This is a genomic window from Enterococcus sp. DIV1421a (assembly GCF_051711025.1).
Classification (GTDB): domain Bacteria; phylum Bacillota; class Bacilli; order Lactobacillales; family Enterococcaceae; genus Enterococcus_B; species Enterococcus_B hirae.
In genome coordinates, this window is sequence record NZ_JBIOLU010000001.1 from 905,962 (window position 1) to 924,284 (window position 18,323).

Here is an 18,323-nt window from a genome sequence, read left to right on the forward strand (position 1 = left end):
ATGAACACCCAAACACAAAGCATGAGATGCTGCGTAAGGAAGGGTTGCTATGGGAGTCCCAAAAGAAGGTGAGTTTGTAACGATTCAAAGTTACAAACATGACGGCAAATTGCATCGAACGTGGCGTGATACCATGGTATTAAAAACAAGTGAGCATTCGATGATCGGTGTCAATGATCATACTCTAGTTACAGAGTCTGATGGACGTCGTTGGGTGACTCGAGAACCAGCAATTGTGTATTTTCACAAAAAGTACTGGTTCAATGTAATAGCAATGATTCGAGAAAAGGGGGTTTCCTATTATTGTAATCTAGCTTCACCTTTTTTGCTGGACGATGAGGCATTGAAGTATATTGATTATGATTTAGATATCAAAGTTTTTCCTGATGGAGAGAAACGATTACTAGATGTCGATGAATATGAGATGCATAGCCAAATGATGAATTATCCGAATGATATCGACTTCATCCTAAAAGAAAACGTGAAGATCTTGGTTGACTGGATCAATAATGGTGAGGGCCCTTTCTCCGAAGGCTATATTGATATTTGGTATAACCGTTACAAGCAATTGTCGCGCAAGTAAACAAAAAAAAGCAGTAAGCGCAAAAGTTTTGCGCTTACTGCTTTTTTGCTATGGGTTCTTCAACATAGACACTGATGATGGAAGAAAAAGGACAAGGGATGATCCTTGCTTTGATAGCCTGTCAATAATTAAAAAACTTTTTTCATTGCGATATGAGCAATACCAGCATCTTCAAATGGTTCTCCATAAGCAGTGAATCCTAATTTTTTATAGAAATTCTCAGCTGTTGCTTGGGCGCCTAGCAAAATCGTATTATATCCTTGACTTTTGGCGAAAGCTTCAGCTTCAGCTACTAAAATTTGACCTAATCCTTGATGACGATAATCTGCAAGAATCGCCATTCGTTGTAACTTCATTTTTCCATTTTCTAATGGTAATAGCCGAACAGTCCCACAAGGTAGATTTTGGTCTGAATAAAGAACAAAGTGGATGCAATGTGCTTCATTTTGATCAATTTCTCTAGTTATAGGAACGCCTTGTTCTTTGACAAAAACTTGGTTTCTAATACGAACGGCATCAAGGTAAATATCACTTAATGTATCTTTTGTTTGAACGACTTTCATCCGAAACCCACCTTTCATTCGTTTAGTATACTGTAAAGAAAATAAAATGAAAAGTGGATAAAAAAACAAATAGCAGTAAGAATAAAAGAAATTTTCACACAAATAATATATACTAGTAAAAAAGACGAAAGGAGGAAGTATATTGTTTGAAAAATTGAAACAATCAAAATTGATGTTTTGGTCTTGCGAATTACTCATTATCGCCACGTTGATCTTGGTTTCTTCAAAAATCAATTTTATCTTTCAACCAATTGGAACGTTTTTCTCAACATTATTCGCACCAGTCTTGATTGCTGGATTTTTGTATTATTTGTTGAACCCTATTGTCAAACTATTGATGAAAATCAAAATCAAACGCATTTGGGCGGTAGCAATCGTATTACTTTTGCTTGTCGCAGCGATCATCTGGATTTTGCTCAGCGTGATTCCTAGCTTGATCCAACAAATTTCATCCATCGCATCGAATATTCCTGACTTTATTAGTCGTGTAGAGACTTGGTTAAATAATATGGCCCAACTACCGATCTTCAAAGAAGTAGATATCAATCATTATTTGAATCAATTAGATATTTCTTATGCTAAGATTATCCAACAGTTCCTCAGCGGGATTTCAAACAGCTTAGGATCGCTTGTCGGTACGATCGCTTCTGCTACAATCGTAATCATCACAGCTCCATTTATTTTGTTTTATATGTTGAAAGATGGAGAAAAAATGGTTCCGACAGTCAAGAAATTCTTTCCTGAAAAGAGAAGAGATCAAATTGTTGAATTACTTGGTCAATTGAACAAAACATTAGCTAACTACATTAGTGGTCAAGCGATTGAATGTCTTTTTGTCGGAACATTTACTTTTTTGGGGTATCTGATTCTAGGGGTCAATTATGCCTTTTTATTTGGCGTCATCGCTGGTTTGACTAATTTGATTCCTTATCTAGGTCCTTACCTAGGCTTAGCTCCAGCATTTTTAGTGACAGTATTCAATGATCCTGTTAAAGCACTGCTTTGTTGTGTCGTTGTCTTGATCGTTCAACAATTGGATGGAAATGTGATTTATCCAAATGTCATCGGAAAATCATTAAAAATCCATCCGCTAACGATCATCATTGTGTTATTAGTAGCAGGAAACATTGCTGGTTTGATCGGGATTTTCTTAGGTGTACCGTTTTATGCCATTTGTAAGACGATTATTTCTTATGTCATCAAAATTGTTAAAGAAGACCAGCAAAATGAAAAAAAGAAAAAAATTGCAACGACATTGGAATAACGTATCAGCAATTCCGACTAATTGCTTCATAGTTGTTTTTATTGCAAAGAAAAATTCTTTGTGATAACATTTTAGCGTGGCTATCTTTATAGTCACGCTTTTTTTCTATCGTAAACAAAAAAATTAAAAAATATAAGGAGAGAATGCGATTATGAATGCTGACCCTGAGAGTCAGTCGCTGTTAGCGCAAATTTTATTACTGATCATTTTAACTTTGATCAATGCTTTTTTAGCTGCTTCCGAGATTGCTGTTGTTTCGATCAACAAAAATCGAGTCGAGCAAAAAGCGGAAGAAGGAGATGTTAAATCTCAAAAGCTTTTAAAAATATTGCAGAACCCAAATAACTTTCTGTCAACGATCCAGGTAGGAATCACGTTAGTCAATATCCTATCCGGTGCTTCGTTAGCCAATACATTATCAGAAAAATTAGCACCGTTATTAGGTGGTAGTGTAGCAGCAAGAAATATTGCCAATATTATTGTTTTAGCTATTTTGACCTACGTATCGATTGTTTTTGGTGAATTGTATCCTAAACGAATCGCCTTGAACAAATCAGAAGAAGTAGCCAACTTTACTTCAGGAATCATCCGTCTGATCGGTGTGGTTACCAAACCTTTCGTCTGGTTATTATCTGCATCGACTAGTTTACTAGCTCGTGTCACACCAATGACTTTTGATGATGAAGATTCAAAAATGACGAGAGATGAAATGCGGTATATGTTGGAAACTGAAGGTGTACTTGATAATGAAGAGTTAGAAATGCTGCAAGGTGTTTTTTCTTTAGATACCAAAGTAGCTAGGGAAGTAATGGTTCCTCGAACAGATGCTTTTATGATCGATATCAATGACTCCGTTGAAGAGAATGTCAATGAAGTTTTATCAGAAAATTATTCAAGGATTCCGGTCTATAATGAAGACAAAGACAAAGTTGTTGGGATTCTTCATACGAAAAACTTATTGAAAGCTGCTCATAAATTTGGCTTTGAACATTTAAATATTCAAAAAATCATGCAAGAACCTTTATTTGTACCAGAGACAATATTCATTGATGATCTCTTGTACGAAATGAAAAAAACTCAAAACCAGATGGCTATTTTACTGGATGAATATGGTGGAGTCGTTGGTTTAGCAACTTTAGAAGATTTACTAGAAGAAATCGTCGGTGAAATTGATGATGAATCAGATGAAGTCGAAAAATTATATGAAAAGGTTGCTGAACATGAATACGTGATCCAAGGACGAATGTTGATCGATGAGTTCAACGAAGTATTTGACAGTAACTTACACATGAGCGATGTTGACACGATGGCAGGCTATTTAATTACTGCTTTGGGCATGATCCCTGATGAGGGAGAAAAATTATCGTTTGATGTAGACAACATTACCTTGACTTCTGAAGAAATGGAAGGTTCTAGAATTTTAAAAATTCGCGTGGTGTTCCATGATCCTAAAGAAGAAATTGTGGAACCAGATGAGGAACGTCGTTTATTTTATAAAGATTTTGATGAAAATGAGCCGAGAAGATAAGATATGTTTCATCCTTGCACAGAAGAGATTTTGTGCAAGGATGTTTTTTTCTTTTTTTCAAAGTTGATACGTAAATCAGTGTGGTTCCCTAAGTTGAGGGGTAGTCAGAAGCAAGAGAGGCAGAGCTTTACCCTTTTTTAAAGATTACTAAAACATACAATAAGATCCTATGGTCCCAGTTAACTTATACATAATATAACCAGTATATTTAAACGTTTTGTTGGTTGACAATAAATTTTTGCTAGAGTATTATGAAAACGCAAACACAAGTTTCATGTGACTAGGTTATACTAGGCATGGAAAATACGTACGGAGTCTTCCGTCGTTTTTTCATGCCTATTTTTTTATATGTTTAAGTGAATCAGTGAGGAGGTGGGGAAAATGTAAAGTAGTGTTTTTAGTAGAAAGACAGATTTTAAATATTTTACGAATAAGCAGATATGAGCGATTCTTCCAATGATTTATCTCAATTGAAACTAAAAAACTAAGAACGAATATTAGGTAGTTTTCTCAAGTAAAAGTAGTATGTACAAAAGTTGCAAAGAATGGATAAAAAATTGATGATCATTCATTTTGCCTCACGACTTAAAATTTTTTATCGACTATTCTATTTAACTAAAGGAGGAATTTTTTTATGAAGAAGGCAATCATTTTTGCTTTAACAGGATTGGCGCTTGTTGTTACATTTTTTTACAGTCCAATCGTTTGTGCTGAAGATACTGAAGATTTTTTGTTTCAAAAGAATGTTACCTACTCAGGAGTAGAAGGTGGGAAACAAGGAGATAATTGGAAATATCCGCAATTTGTAGGTGAAAAAGCGGTTGATGGGGATGTATCGACGAGATGGTCAGCGGATAAAACAGATAATCAGTGGCTGACTGTTGATATTGGAGAAGAAAAAACAATTGGTCAGGTGGTTTTACACTTTCATGCGGAGAGTCCAGAATATGAGGTATTAGTTTCTAACGACAATCAAAATTATCAATCCATCTATAAGGAGGAGCGTGGAAGTGGCGGGAAAGAAGCAAAAAAATATATTGAAGTAGCGAATGTAACAGCTCGATATATTAAATACCAACAACTAAAAATGTGGAAGCACACGAATGGTCAATATTATGGTTCGAGCATTATTTCAATGGAAGCTTATCGTCAAGCACGTTTACCTGATGGGATAAAGATTTCGATTGATTCAGCCGAAATCAGCGAGAAAAGATCCAAACAATTAACTTACATATTAACACCAACAGGCGTCCAAGTTCCTGAAAAACAAATTGAGTGGAGCAGTAGTGATCCTAGTATTGTCAATGTAGACAGTCAAGGAAGAATGAAAGCACTCAAAACCGGAGAAGCAAAGGTGACTGTGAGAATCAAAAATACGGATTTAAGTGATACGATTCCAGTTACGGTTATTCAAGAAAAAGCAGAGTATCGTGAAATGCGTGAGAGATGGAAAGCACGCTTGCTAGGATCTAAAGAAGATCATGAAGAATTTGATCAGGATTCGGACGTAAAAAAATATCGAGCGAGAATAGCCAAAGATAGTTTAGAATTATGGCAAACACTTAATAAGTCAGAAAATAGAACTTATTTGTGGGAGAAAAAAAGTTCAGACACATTATCAGCAGACTATACCACTCAATTTACCAACATCAAAAAATTGACATTAGGTTATTATGATCCTTCGAGTTCATTACATAAGAATCAAGAGGTTTTTACGCAAATTTTGAAAGCAATTGATTTTATGATTGAAACCAAAAACTACAATGGAACTTACTGGAGTGGGAATTGGTGGGATTGGCAAATTGGATCAGCACAGCCATTAACAGATACACTGATTTTATTACATGATGATTTAATCGAAAAAGATGATGCAATCTTAACTAAATTTGTTGAACCTTTAAACCACTATGCGCAAGATCCTAAAGTTCAATGGCCTAGCTATACGGCTACAGGAGCGAACTTAACAGATATATCTATTACCGTCTTAGGAACAGCCATTTTATTAGAAAATGATACCCGAGTAGAGGCAGTTCAAAGCGCTGTTCCATCCGTTTTAAAAATGGTGACAGGAGGAGATGGCTTATATTCAGACGGCTCATTAATCCAACATAGTCATTTCCCATATAACGGAAGTTATGGAAATGAATTGCTGAAAGGCTTTGGACGGGTTCAAACGATTTTGCAAGGGATACATTGGGAAATCAAAGATGATAATATAAATAACTTGTTTCAAGTAACCGATAAAGGTTATTTACAATTGATGGTAAATGGAAAAATGCCCTCAATGGTATCAGGACGAAGTATTTCTAGAGCTCCTGGGACGAATCCCTTTACCTCTGAATTTGAATCTGGAAAGGAAACGATCGCCAATCTTACATTAGTAGCGAAATTTTCGCCAGAAATTTTACGCAAGAAAATTGATTCGTCTATTAAAGCATGGCTTGAGCATAGTAGTTATTTTTATGATTTTTTTGAAAACCCAAGAGACTTTGAAGCGTTGATTGATCTTAAGAAAATCATGAATGAGCCTTCGATAACTAGTAAAGAAGAGCGAAATCTCGTGAATGTTTATGGTTCAATGGATCGGGTGTTTCAAAAAAACGAGAGTTATAGTCTCGGAATAAGTATGTACTCTAGTCGTATTGGAAATTATGAATATGGAAATACTGAAAATAAAAAAGGATGGCATACGGCTGATGGGATGGTTTATCTTTATAACGGTGACCTCGCTCAATTTGATGAAGGTTATTGGGTCACTATTGATTCTTATCGCTTACCAGGTACCACCATAGATACAAAAGTGTTAGCAGAAGGTGCTTCTACTGGTAAAAAGAGTCCTCAGTCTTGGGTGGGAGGATCGAATAATGGCAAAGTAGCTGCAGTCGGAATGTTTTTAGATAAGAAAAATGAAAATATGGATTTGGTAGCAAAGAAATCATGGTTTTTGTTAGAAGATAAATTGATTAATTTAGGCAGTGGAATCAGCGGAACAACGAATGCGACAATTGAGACGATCCTTGATAATCGAATGATGGATTCAAGTAACATGCAAATTATCCAAAAGAAAACAGCTGATTCTACTTGGATCAATCTTACTTCGACAAATCCACTCAATAATTTAGGTTACATTTTTCCAAATACCATGTCGAACGTTGACGTTCAAAAAGAAATTCGATCTGGCAAATATTTGGATATCAACGAATATTTTGTCAATGATCAATCATATACAAAAGAATTTGTAAAAATCATCAAAAATCATGGAAGTAACGCTCAAAATGATACTTATGAGTATTTGACTGTTGCTGGAAAGACAGCAGAAGAAATGGCAGAAATGGCGCAACATAAAAGCTATAATGTGTTAGCAAACACACCAGAAATCCAAGCGATTGAGACAAAAGACTATCTCATGTTGAACGCTTGGAGTGGAAATCAACAGGCAGCTTTTGTTCACGTATCTGAACCTGCATCCATTATTGCAGAAAAATTGAGTAATGATACTTATCGACTGTCAATTGCGAATCCTGTTCAAAATAATAAGGTGATTGAATTTTCGATTGAGAAAGAGATCATTGAGGTTATCGAAAAAGAGTCCGAAATTACCATGGATTCAGGAGCATTTCTATTTGATAGCAAAGGGTTAAAAGGAAGTTCGAGATCAATTACTATCAAAGTTCCTTCAGAAGTAGATAAAACGGCATTAGAAAAAATAGTCGAAGAAAACCAAAACCGAAACGAAAGCGACTATACAAAAGAAAGTTGGAAAGTCTTCACTAAGGCAATGGAATTAGCCCAAGCGGTGTTGACAGATCCAAAAGTAACGCAAGCCGAAGTAGACGATGCAGTTCAAGCAGTGAGAAAAGCCATCGAGCAACTGCAAGAAGTAACTAAAGTAGACAAAACAGCATTAGAAAAATTGGTCGAAGAAAACCAAAACCGAAACGAAAGCGACTATACAAAAGAAAGTTGGAAAGTCTTCACTAAGGCAATGGAATTAGCCCAAGCGGTGTTGACAGATCCAAAAGTAACGCAAGCCGAAGTAGACGATGCAGTTCAAGCAGTGAGAAAAGCCATCGAGCAACTGCAAGAAGTAACTAAAGTAGACAAAACAGCATTAGAAAAATTGGTCGAAGAAAACCAAAACCGAAACGAAAGCGACTATACAAAAGAAAGTTGGAAAGTCTTCACTAAGGCAATGGAATTAGCCCAAGAGGTGTTAACAGATCCAAAGGCAACGCAAGGCGAAGTAGATGAAGCAATCCAAGCAGTGAGTAAAGCCGTCGAGCAACTGCAAGAAGTAACTAAAGTAGACAAAACAGCATTAGAAAAATTGGTCGAAGAAAACCAAAACCGAAACGAAAGCGACTATACAAAAGAAAGTTGGAAAGTCTTCACTAAGGCAATGGAATTAGCCCAAGTGGTATTAACAGATCCAAGAGCAACGCAAAGCGAAGTAGATGAAGCAGTTCAAGCAGTGAGAAAAGCCATCGAGCAACTGCAAGAAGTAACTAAAGTAGACAAAACAGCATTAAAAAAATTGGTCGAAGAAAACCAAAACCGAGTTGCAAGTGGTTATACGGCAGAAAGTTGGCAAGTGTTCCGCAAAGCGTTGGAAGCAGCGCAAGCAGTGTTAGCTGATTCAAATACTACGCAAGCTGAAGTAGACGAAGCAATCCAAGCAGTGAGAAAAGCCATCGAGCAACTGCAAGAAGTAACTAAAGTAGACAAAACAGCATTAAAAAAATTGGTCGAAGAAAACCAAAACCGAGTTGCAAGTGGTTATACGGCTGAAAGTTGGCAAGTGTTCCGCAAAGCGCTGGAAGCAGCGCAAGCAGTGTTAGCTGATTCAAATACTACGCAAGCTGAAGTAGACGAAGCAATCCAAGCAGTGAATAAAGCCATCGAGCAACTGCAAGAAGTAACTAAAGTAGACAAAACAGCATTAAAAAAATTGGTTGAAGAAAACCAAAACCGAGTTGCAAGTGGTTATACAGCGGAAAGTTGGCAAGTGTTCCGTAAAGCGCTGGAAGCAGCACAAGCAGTGTTAACTGATCCAAATACTACGCAAGCCGAAGTCGAACTAGTGATGAACGATTTGGTGCAGGCCATCGAACAATTAGAGAATAAAGAAACTGCATCATCCTCTGAGGAAGATAAAAACATCAATAATAAAGCAGAGCAAGGTAAAAATACACAAGAGGGCAACAATGAAATAGGTAAATCTTCTATTAGTGAAGAGACTGGTAAGGAAGGTTTATTACCAAAAACAGGTGAAAAAAATAACCAAGTTATTCAAAAATTAGGATATACAATTTTATTAGTGGTATTCGTTAGCTTGTTCCTATTGAAAGGTCGAAAGGAATCTAAGAGGAGTCAAAATAAATTAGGCAAGTAATCTGATGAAAAACACAAGGTAAAATAAATAATCATTTGTCTGTAGATGATTGAAATAGACAGTTGAACTTGGAACAAAAGCCTGTTCCAAGTTCAACTTTTTTCGTTTAATCTGTTTTCAGTTGTTATAGTAGCAGGAAAAGCTTTATTTTCTCTTATTGAAAAAGTCGTTTATATGATATTCAACAGAGAAAGAGAGAAGACTCATAACAAGTGTTTATTTTTTGATAGTTTCCATGATATACTTGGTAAGTTGAGATAGCTAGTTCGATCATTCCTCGAACAGGATGACGAATAAGATGATAATGATGTAACAGAAATGGAGTAAAACATGAATAACCCTAACTTAAAACAACAAGTAGATAACCGACGCACGTTTGCGATTATTTCCCATCCGGATGCTGGTAAAACAACGATTACTGAACAATTGCTTTTATTTGGTGGCGCAATACGTCAGGCAGGAACTGTCAAAGGGAAAAAGACTGGTAACTTTGCAAAATCTGACTGGATGGAAATTGAGAAGCAACGTGGAATCTCAGTTACCAGTTCTGTGATGCAGTTTGATTATCATGGTAAAAGAGTCAATATCTTAGATACCCCAGGGCATGAAGATTTTTCTGAAGATACGTATCGGACATTGATGGCTGTCGATAGTGCGGTTATGGTCATCGATAGTGCCAAAGGGATTGAAGCTCAAACAAAAAAATTATTCCAAGTCGTTAAAAAAAGAGGAATCCCTATTTTTACCTTTATCAATAAATTAGATCGAGATGGTCGCGAACCATTAGAACTTTTAGAAGAATTGGAAGAGTTGCTCGATATCGAGTCTTATCCAATGAATTGGCCGATTGGTATGGGGAAAGGCTTAGAAGGACTCTATGATATCCACCATAATCGTATTGAGTTTTATCGTCCAGAAAACTATAATGATGAGCGCCTTGTTGCCTTGGATGAAGAAGGATTGCTGCCAGAAGGCCATCCTTTGACGGAAAATTCATTGTATGAACAAGTTCTTGAAGAAGTAGAATTGTTGAAAGAAGCAGGAGATTCTTTTAATGAAGAAAAAATTGCTCGGGGAGATCAGACACCGGTCTTCTTTGGTTCAGCGTTAACAAATTTTGGTGTGCAAACATTTTTAGAAACCTTCGTGGAATTAGCCCCTTCACCTTACGGACATCAAACACAATCAGGACAAGAAGTTAGTCCTTATGAAGAAGAATTTTCAGGTTTTGTCTTTAAGATCCAAGCCAATATGAATCCAGCTCACCGAGATCGGATTGCTTTTGTGCGAATCTGTTCTGGAACTTTTGAACGTGGGATGGATGTTCAATTAGAACGAACAGGTAAAAAATTGAAGTTAAGTAATGTGACGCAGTTTATGGCTGACTCAAGAGAGAATGTCGAGAATGCTGTAGCAGGGGATATTATCGGGGTCTATGATACAGGAAATTATCAAATTGGCGATACTCTTTATGAAGGAAAATTGAAGGTGGCGTATGAAGAGTTACCATCCTTTACTCCGGAATTATTTATGAAAGTCACTGCTAAAAATGTGATGAAACAAAAATCATTCCATAAAGGTATCTATCAGTTAGTCCAAGAAGGTGCGATCCAACTTTATAAAACTTATTTGACGGAAGAATACATCATTGGCGCAGTTGGACAACTTCAATTTGAAGTATTCCAATACCGGATGCTAAATGAATACAATGCAGAAGTGATTATGTCACCTATGGGTCATAAAATTGCCCGTTGGATCGAGCCCGAAGATTTAGATGAGAAGATGAGTTCTAGTCGTAATATCTTGGCACGTGACCGTTTTGATCAGCCATTATTCTTGTTCGAAAACCAATTTGCTGAACGTTGGTTTGCTGACAAGTACCCAAATGTCAAATTAAAAAGTTTAATGTAAAGCGCTCATCACATGGTGGTGCTTTGGGAGTACTATGAAAATAGCCGGGAGAGAATAACTAAATAATCCGGAGGAATTTAATGATGATTAAAGTAATGTCGATCTTTGGAACACGTCCAGAAGCAATAAAAATGGCACCTTTGATCAAAGCGCTGGAAAAAGATGAGCGCTTTGAATCAATCGTGACGGTTACAGGCCAGCACCGTGAAATGTTAGACCAAGTGTTAGAAGTGTTTGAAATTACTCCTGATCACGATCTAGATGTGATGAGTGTCAATCAAACACTCACCGCTATTACAACGAAAGTTCTTTTATCATTAGAACCAATCTTACAAGCAGAACAGCCTGATATCGTCTTAGTTCATGGAGATACGACCACAACATTTGCTGCAGCGACCGCAGCATTTTATCAACAAATTAAAGTCGGACATGTCGAAGCAGGATTACGAACTTGGAACAAATGGTCACCGTTTCCTGAAGAAATCAATCGGCAAGCCACAGATGTTTTAGCGGATCTCTACTTTGCGCCAACCAATGAAAGTGCTGATAATCTTAGAAGAGAGCACCACGATGAAGCAAACATCTTCGTTACTGGCAATACGGCGATCGATGCGATGAGGTACACGATCGTGGCGGATCAAAAAAGCGATCATCTTTCGAGCAGCTCCACTAAACAATTATTAGTAACAATGCATCGACGTGAGAACCTAGGCGAGCCAATGGCGAACGTTTTTCAAGCATTAGGAAGGATTGCTGAAGAATTTTCTGATGTATCCATTATTTTTCCGATGCATAAAAATCCTAAAGTACGAGAATTAGCTGATACTATTTTAGGACAATATGAGAATGTTCAGCTGATCGAACCATTAGATGTCATTGATTTTCACAATTGTGCAGCCAAAAGTTATCTTATATTAACTGATTCAGGCGGAGTTCAAGAAGAGGCACCTTCTTTAGGTGTTCCGGTTCTTGTCTTACGTGATACCACTGAACGACCGGAAGGTGTAAAAGCCGGAACTTTAAAACTCGTTGGTACAGACGAAGAGACAGTTTATGACGAGACAAAACAATTGTTAACTGATGTAAAGGCTTATGAAAAGATGGCACAAGCAAAAAATCCTTATGGAGATGGTTACGCAAGTCAACGAATCTTAGAGTCTATCGCAGCCTCATTTCATTGATTACAGGTTACCAAAAAAGCAAAAAAAAACTTTCCAACAATTTTGGTGGAAAGTTTTTTTTATTTTAAAGAAAAAATTGGTAAATTCTTTGAAATAAAATGAATTAAAATAAAGATGTGTACATATAAAAAGAAAAAAGGGGGAGTTGGATGGAAACACTGGAGCAACGAAAACAACGTAAAGCAAGAAAAAAGTTAGAAATGCAGCGTTTATGCAGGCTGTTAGATGTTGAAGGTTGGGAGCATAATGAATCGATCGTTAACGAAGTAAGAGCAATCGTTCGGCTAGGAAAAACACCAAAAAAAGAAACCAATCAATCTTAGAAGATCCAGCTCTATAAATGAGCTGGATCAAGGATAAAATCAAACATTATCCTTCAATCCTTCTAAAAAAGGTTTCTTTTTTTTGTTTATTTGTAATCATCACATTGCAACCTCAGTGTGGGGATGATGTTTCGGAATCGAGATTTCAACTAAGTCATCTAATTCAATTACTTGGATTTCGTTTTCTTGATATAGGGCGTCATGGATTTTATTGAGGAAGTACGTTTTGACTTCTTCAATTTCTTTGGGTTGTATTTTTCGTTTTTCATTAATCAGTAAAATCTCGTTATGTTCCGGTGCTTCAGTGTAAACAATCATTGTATTGCCTGCAGTGTAAACCTTCACCATATGAGCATCTGTATTTTCCAATTGGTTTAAAACCAAACGTGAATGACTATTTGTTACATTGACAAATTTCATGGCGCTCACCTCTTTTATGTAGATTTTAGATACAACTTAATTTCATTATAATTTTTTTCTAATGAAAAGAACAGTATTTTGCTTTTTGTCAAAAAACAATCAAAAATCCGCTTTGAGCAATGAAGCACCCGTGAGAAAAGCTGTCGCTTTTTCATGGGTGCTTCATTTTTTATCAGTCGCAAAGCGAAGTTTTTGTCAGATGTTTAGTTTGTTGGCTCGTTTGTCGTTTCTTTGACTAAACGTTCTGGTTTAGAAGTGATCACAATTTTTTCTTCTTTATCCAATTTTGCTTTTAGTTCATGGATTGAAGGATGGTCTAAATAAAATTCAGCAATTCCATCTTCGATTTGTTCTTGGATCGTTCGACGAAGAGGGCGTGCGCCCATTGCTGGGTCATAGCCTAAGTCAACAAGTTTTTCTTTGACATTTGTCGGCACTTCGATATGCAGTTGCTGTGCTGCTAACATTTCATTGACTTCATCTAGCATCAAGGTAACGATGGTCATTAAGTTTTCTTTTGATAGCGCACTAAATTCGATGATTCCATCGAAACGGTTCAAGAATTCAGGTGTGAAGTAATTGTTTAGTTGGTTTAAAACAGAACGAGTAACCCCTTCACGAGCTGCTCCAAAACCGACATTTGCTTCGACTTTACCTGTACCAGCATTACTTGTCATAATGATGATCGTATCTTTAAAGCTTACTGTCCGACCTTGTGCGTCAGTCAAACGGCCATCATCCAAAATTTGGAGGAACATGTGTAACACATCAGGATGTGCTTTTTCCACTTCATCCAATAAAATCAAGCTATAAGGATTACGACGTACTTTTTCAGTAAGTTGACCTGCCTCTTCATAGCCCACATAGCCAGGAGGAGAACCAATCAATTTAGATACACTATGTTTTTCCATGTATTCAGACATATCAAAACGAATCATTGAATCTTCGGAACCGAATAATTCAAATGCCAGTTGCTTGGCTAATTCAGTTTTGCCGACACCAGTTGGACCTACGAATAAAAATGATCCGATAGGGCGGTTTTTCTTGCTCAAGCCAACCCGATTACGACGAATAGCTTTTGCCACACGATCTACGGCATCGTCTTGTCCAATCACATGTGCTTTTAGATCAGTCGCAAGATTCTTCAATTGTGTTTGCTCTTTTTCTTTTAGATCGCCAACGGGGATGCCCGTACGTTCTTCCACAATTTTTTCCATATCTTTTTCTGTGATAACAGGCGTTTCTTCATCTGTTAATTGACGTTCTTTCATCTTTTCTAATTTACTGATTTGGTCACGATAATAAGCGGCTTTCTCAAAGTCTTCTTCTTTAGAAGCTTGGATTTTTTGTTCCTGTGCTTCTTCAAGTTTTTTATCAATGGTTTTAGGATCAACGATTTGAATCGTTAAGTTTTTCTTTGAGCCAGTTTCATCAAGCAAGTCAATCGCTTTATCTGGTAAGAAACGATCTTGAACATAACGATTTGAGAGAATAGCTGCAGCTTCGATTGCTTCATCGGTATATTTGACGTGATGGTAGTCTTCGTAGCGTTTTTGCAATCCTTTTAAGATACTGATTGTTTCCTCAACAGAAGGTTCAACGACCCGAACCGGTTGCATCCGTCTTTCTAAAGCTGCATCTTTCTCGATGATGCGGTATTCATTTAATGTAGTGGCACCAACCATTTGTAGTTCGCCACGAGCTAGAGCTGGTTTTAAAATATTTCCCGCATCCATGTTCCCATCACCGGCAGAACCAGCACCGACAATTTCATGGACTTCATCAATGAATAATATGACATTTTCAGCCTGCTTAATTTCTTCGATCAATTTTTGCATCCGTTCTTCAAATTGTCCACGGATACCAGTTCCTTGAACCAAAGAAACCACATCTAAACGAATCACTTCTTTATCCATTAATTTTTGCGGCACATCGCCATCTACGATTTTTTGTGCAAGTCCTTCAACTACGGCAGTTTTACCAACACCAGGCTCACCGATTAATACCGGATTGTTTTTTGTTCGACGGTTTAAAATCTCGATCACACGTTTGATTTCATCATCACGGCCGATCACAGGATCAATGTCACCTTGACGAGCTTGTTCGGTGATGTTGATTCCGTATTCTCCTAAAAGACCTTCGGAATTTCCTTGTTGCGGTGGTTGACCGCCGTTAAAGTTGTTGTTACCACCGAATTGGGTTGGAGGAGTTTGTTCATAGTTTCCTTGCTGTTGCATTTGGCGGGACATGGAGCGGAATAAGTCGTCCAAGCTGCCAAAACCAAAAGGATCATTTTGAGCCATACTAGTCAGACCTCCATTTTGTTGATTTTTAATTTTTTGATAGCAACTTTGGCAGTAATCAAGTTGCGTTCTCTGTCCGTTTACTGTTGCATATAAGTGGATCGTTGCTTCATTTTTCCCACAATTTTGACAAAGCATAAATGATTCACGTCCTTTCACATGATTCACATGTTTCCATTCTATTTTACAACGCGTGACTATGAAGGTAAAAGAATAACCCTCATTTACTCAAAAGTTGAAAAGGTAAAAAATGTTATTGACCATTATTGACCTTTGGCTATAATTATACTAAATTTTAGGACGCGTGCAAGTATTTAGTTTTTCAAAATAAATGAAGAAATGAATAAGTCGTTCTTCGATAAAAATGATAAATAGAAGGAGATATTTCGCTTGGCAGAGTCTAGTTTTGTTTGCTTCTTTACTGAGGGATCAGTAAAGAGAATCAAAGCAACTAAAAAAAGAAGTGAGGTAGAATGAATACGGTTGTTATCCTATGTATTCATATTTTTAAAAGTAGTGCTAATTATTTTCCACACTTTTAGTTGAATTTAAATGAAAACTGTTGTATCTATCGGGAAAAAATGGTAATCTTTACAAATGAAAGGGTACTACTTATTAGTGTTCTTAGTAAACTGCTAAAAAAGAAAACCCTCACATAAAAACAACACTCACTTAAAGGAGACCGATTAATATGGAAAAGAAAGAATTTCACGTAGTAGCAGAAACTGGAATCCACGCACGTCCAGCTACATTATTAGTACAAACAGCAAGCAAATTTAACTCTGATGTAAACTTAGAGTATAAAGGTAAATCAGTAAACTTGAAATCTATCATGGGCGTTATGTCTTTAGGTGTAGGTCAAGGTTCTGACGTTACAATCACAGCTGAAGGTGCTGACGAAGCAGACGCAATGGCAGCTATCGTTGATACAATGAAGAAAGAAGGATTATCTGAATAATGGTTGAAATGCTAAAAGGGATTGCCGCTAGTGACGGCGTTGCCGTTGCAAAAGCTTACCTGCTAGTTCAACCGGATTTAACATTCAGTAAGACAACAGTAGAAGATACAGCAGCTGAAGCATCTCGTTTAGATGATGCTTTAGCAAAATCTACTGAAGAATTGCAACAAATTCGTGAAAAAGCAGCGCAAAGCTTAGGTGAAGCAGAAGCGCAAGTATTTGACGCACACTTGATGGTTCTGTCTGATCCAGAAATGGTTGGTCAAATTAAACAAAACATTAATGATAACAGCGTAAACGCTGAATCAGCATTAAAAGAAGTAACTGATATGTATATCAGTATGTTCGAAGCTATGGAAGACAACGCTTATATGCAAGAACGTGCGGCTGATATCCGCGACGTTGCGAAACGTATTTTAGCGCATTTACTAGGTGTGACATTACCAAATCCATCAATGATTAACGAAGAAGTAGTTGTTGTTGCTCATGATTTGACACCAAGTGATACTGCTCAATTAGATCGCAATTTTGTTAAAGCGTTTGTAACTGACATCGGCGGACGTACTTCACACTCAGCGATCATGGCACGTTCTTTAGAAATCCCAGCGATCGTAGGTACAAAAGAAATCACTGCTAAAGTCAAAGAAGGCGACATGTTAGCTGTTAACGGGATTGAAGGCGATGTAATCGTTGATCCTACAGCTGAACAAAAAGCTGAATTTGAAAAAATCGGTGCTGAATACGCTGCTCAAAAAGCAGAATGGGAAAAATTAAAAAATGCTGAAACTGTTACTGCTGATGGCAAACATTTTGAATTAGCAGCAAATATTGGTACACCAAAAGATTTAGTTGGTGTTCATAATAACGGCGGGGAAGCGGTTGGTCTTTACCGTACAGAATTCTTGTACATGGATTCTCCTGATTTCCCAACTGAAGATGACCAATATGAAGCATATAAAGCAGTTCTTGAAGGTATGGAAGGTAAACCGGTTGTCGTGCGTACGATGGATATCGGTGGCGATAAAGAATTACCTTACTTACAATTGCCTCATGAAATGAACCCATTCTTAGGCTATCGTGCATTACGAATCAGCTTGTCAGAACAAGGTGACGAAATGTTCCGTACGCAAATGCGCGCATTATTACGTGCATCTGTTCATGGAAACTTACGTATCATGTTCCCAATGGTAGCGACTCTTAAAGAATTCCGTGCTGCAAAAGCAATCTTTGAAGACGAAAAACAAAAATTATTGAATGAAGGCGTGGAAGTATCTGATACGATCCAAGTCGGCATCATGATCGAAATTCCAGCAGCAGCTGTCTTAGCTGACAAGTTTGCTAAGGAAGTTGACTTCTTCTCAGTAGGAACGAATGACTTGATCCAATACACTATGGCAGCTGACCGTATGAACGAACGTGTTTCATACTTGTATCAACCTTACAACCCATCAATCTTACGTTTGATTAAAAACGTGATCGATGCAGCGCATGCTGAAGGTAAATGGGCTGGTATGTGTGGCGAAATGGCTGGGGATCAAACCGCAGTTCCGCTACTTGTAGGTATGGGATTAGATGAATTCTCAATGAGTGCAACATCAATCTTGAAAACACGTAGTTTAATGAAACGTTTAGATACAACGAAGATGGCTGAACTTGCTGATCGTGCTTTGAAAGAATGTGACACGATGGAAGAAGTCGTTGAACTTGTAAATGAATACGTAAAATAATAATACGAGTAAAAGCTGGTACAGCGATAGTAGCTGTATCAGCTTTTTACAATGGGATTTTTACATATAGGTAAAAATAAGGAATGAAAAATAGAGTTATTTTAAAATAGGGCTTAAGTTTGAGTGACAGGTTCAGCGCTATGTTATACTATATAAATGAAGGAGGACGT

The 18,323-nt window shown here is 37.2% G+C and carries 12 protein-coding genes; 9 read left to right on the forward strand and 3 right to left on the reverse strand.

What is annotated here, in order from left to right; translation table 11 throughout:
- The first annotated feature begins 49 nt into the window (after positions 1 to 49).
- Positions 50 to 583: a nucleoside tri-diphosphate phosphatase gene (gene ntdP / locus IGK21_RS04295; RefSeq protein WP_010719696.1), complete on the forward strand. Its 534-nt coding sequence runs from the start codon at positions 50 to 52 to the stop codon at positions 581 to 583.
- A 128-nt stretch (positions 584 to 711) separates the two neighbouring features.
- Here the strand turns inward: ntdP and IGK21_RS04300 are convergent, their stop codons facing one another.
- Positions 712 to 1,146: a GNAT family N-acetyltransferase gene (locus IGK21_RS04300; RefSeq protein ID WP_010719695.1), complete on the reverse strand. Its 435-nt coding sequence runs from the start codon at positions 1,144 to 1,146 to the stop codon at positions 712 to 714.
- Between the two features lie 142 nt (positions 1,147 to 1,288).
- Here IGK21_RS04300 and IGK21_RS04305 point away from each other — a divergent pair, with 142 nt between their 5' ends.
- The 6 genes from IGK21_RS04305 to IGK21_RS04330 all read left to right on the forward strand — a co-directional run bounded on the left by IGK21_RS04305 (position 1,289) and on the right by IGK21_RS04330 (position 12,745).
- Complete coding sequence (locus IGK21_RS04305) at positions 1,289 to 2,410, forward strand: AI-2E family transporter (protein ID WP_010719694.1); 1,122 nt, start codon at positions 1,289 to 1,291, stop codon at positions 2,408 to 2,410.
- Positions 2,411 to 2,561: 151 nt separating this feature from the next.
- A complete protein-coding gene (locus tag IGK21_RS04310; protein ID WP_181914872.1) occupies positions 2,562 to 3,938 on the forward strand; it encodes a hemolysin family protein in 1,377 nt (458 codons plus the stop codon).
- 634 nt (positions 3,939 to 4,572) lie between these two features.
- Positions 4,573 to 9,330, forward strand: coding sequence for a polysaccharide lyase family 8 super-sandwich domain-containing protein (locus IGK21_RS04315; RefSeq protein ID WP_438718965.1), 4,758 nt, complete (start codon positions 4,573 to 4,575; stop codon positions 9,328 to 9,330).
- 330 nt (positions 9,331 to 9,660) lie between these two features.
- On the forward strand, positions 9,661 to 11,241 hold the full coding sequence (locus IGK21_RS04320) for a peptide chain release factor 3 (protein WP_010738143.1): 1,581 nt from the start codon (positions 9,661 to 9,663) through the stop codon (positions 11,239 to 11,241).
- Positions 11,242 to 11,321: 80 nt separating this feature from the next.
- A complete protein-coding gene (gene wecB / locus IGK21_RS04325) occupies positions 11,322 to 12,422 on the forward strand; it encodes a non-hydrolyzing UDP-N-acetylglucosamine 2-epimerase (protein ID WP_301554822.1) in 1,101 nt (366 codons plus the stop codon).
- Positions 12,423 to 12,571: 149 nt separating this feature from the next.
- Complete coding sequence (locus tag IGK21_RS04330; protein WP_010719688.1) at positions 12,572 to 12,745, forward strand: hypothetical protein; 174 nt, start codon at positions 12,572 to 12,574, stop codon at positions 12,743 to 12,745.
- Between the two features lie 99 nt (positions 12,746 to 12,844).
- Here IGK21_RS04330 and IGK21_RS04335 read toward each other — a convergent pair whose 3' ends face one another.
- Both IGK21_RS04335 and IGK21_RS04340 read right to left on the reverse strand, forming a co-directional pair.
- Entirely contained in the window at positions 12,845 to 13,165 is a 321-nt protein-coding gene (locus IGK21_RS04335; protein ID WP_010719687.1) for a DUF1827 family protein, read from the reverse strand.
- A 203-nt stretch (positions 13,166 to 13,368) separates the two neighbouring features.
- Positions 13,369 to 15,606 carry an ATP-dependent Clp protease ATP-binding subunit gene (locus IGK21_RS04340; RefSeq protein WP_034867873.1) on the reverse strand — a complete coding sequence of 746 codons (2,238 nt, stop codon included), beginning with the start codon at positions 15,604 to 15,606 and terminating at the stop codon, positions 13,369 to 13,371.
- Between the two features lie 553 nt (positions 15,607 to 16,159).
- Here IGK21_RS04340 and IGK21_RS04345 point away from each other — a divergent pair.
- Positions 16,160 to 16,426: a phosphocarrier protein HPr gene (locus tag IGK21_RS04345; protein ID WP_010719685.1), complete on the forward strand. Its 267-nt coding sequence runs from the start codon at positions 16,160 to 16,162 to the stop codon at positions 16,424 to 16,426.
- Positions 16,426 to 18,153 carry a phosphoenolpyruvate--protein phosphotransferase gene (ptsP, locus tag IGK21_RS04350; RefSeq protein ID WP_010719684.1) on the forward strand — a complete coding sequence of 576 codons (1,728 nt, stop codon included), beginning with the start codon at positions 16,426 to 16,428 and terminating at the stop codon, positions 18,151 to 18,153. Before IGK21_RS04345 ends, ptsP begins: the two co-directional genes overlap by 1 nt.
- Positions 18,154 to 18,323: the final 170 nt, after the last annotated feature.

Bases quoted from the DNA above. Each gene is read 5' to 3' on its own strand.
- ntdP (WP_010719696.1), top strand. From the start codon at position 50: ATGGGAGTCCCAAAAGAAGGTGAGTTTGTAACGATTCAAAGTTACAAA.
- IGK21_RS04300 (WP_010719695.1), bottom strand. From the start codon at position 1,146: ATGAAAGTCGTTCAAACAAAAGATACATTAAGTGATATTTACCTTGAT.
- IGK21_RS04310 (WP_181914872.1), top strand. From the start codon at position 2,562: ATGAATGCTGACCCTGAGAGTCAGTCGCTGTTAGCGCAAATTTTATTA.
- IGK21_RS04315 (WP_438718965.1), top strand. From the start codon at position 4,573: ATGAAGAAGGCAATCATTTTTGCTTTAACAGGATTGGCGCTTGTTGTT.
- IGK21_RS04320 (WP_010738143.1), top strand. From the start codon at position 9,661: ATGAATAACCCTAACTTAAAACAACAAGTAGATAACCGACGCACGTTT.
- wecB (WP_301554822.1), top strand. From the start codon at position 11,322: ATGATGATTAAAGTAATGTCGATCTTTGGAACACGTCCAGAAGCAATA.
- IGK21_RS04330 (WP_010719688.1), top strand. From the start codon at position 12,572: ATGGAAACACTGGAGCAACGAAAACAACGTAAAGCAAGAAAAAAGTTA.
- IGK21_RS04335 (WP_010719687.1), bottom strand. From the start codon at position 13,165: ATGAAATTTGTCAATGTAACAAATAGTCATTCACGTTTGGTTTTAAAC.
- IGK21_RS04340 (WP_034867873.1), bottom strand. From the start codon at position 15,606: ATGCTTTGTCAAAATTGTGGGAAAAATGAAGCAACGATCCACTTATAT.
- IGK21_RS04345 (WP_010719685.1), top strand. From the start codon at position 16,160: ATGGAAAAGAAAGAATTTCACGTAGTAGCAGAAACTGGAATCCACGCA.
- ptsP (WP_010719684.1), top strand. From the start codon at position 16,426: ATGGTTGAAATGCTAAAAGGGATTGCCGCTAGTGACGGCGTTGCCGTT.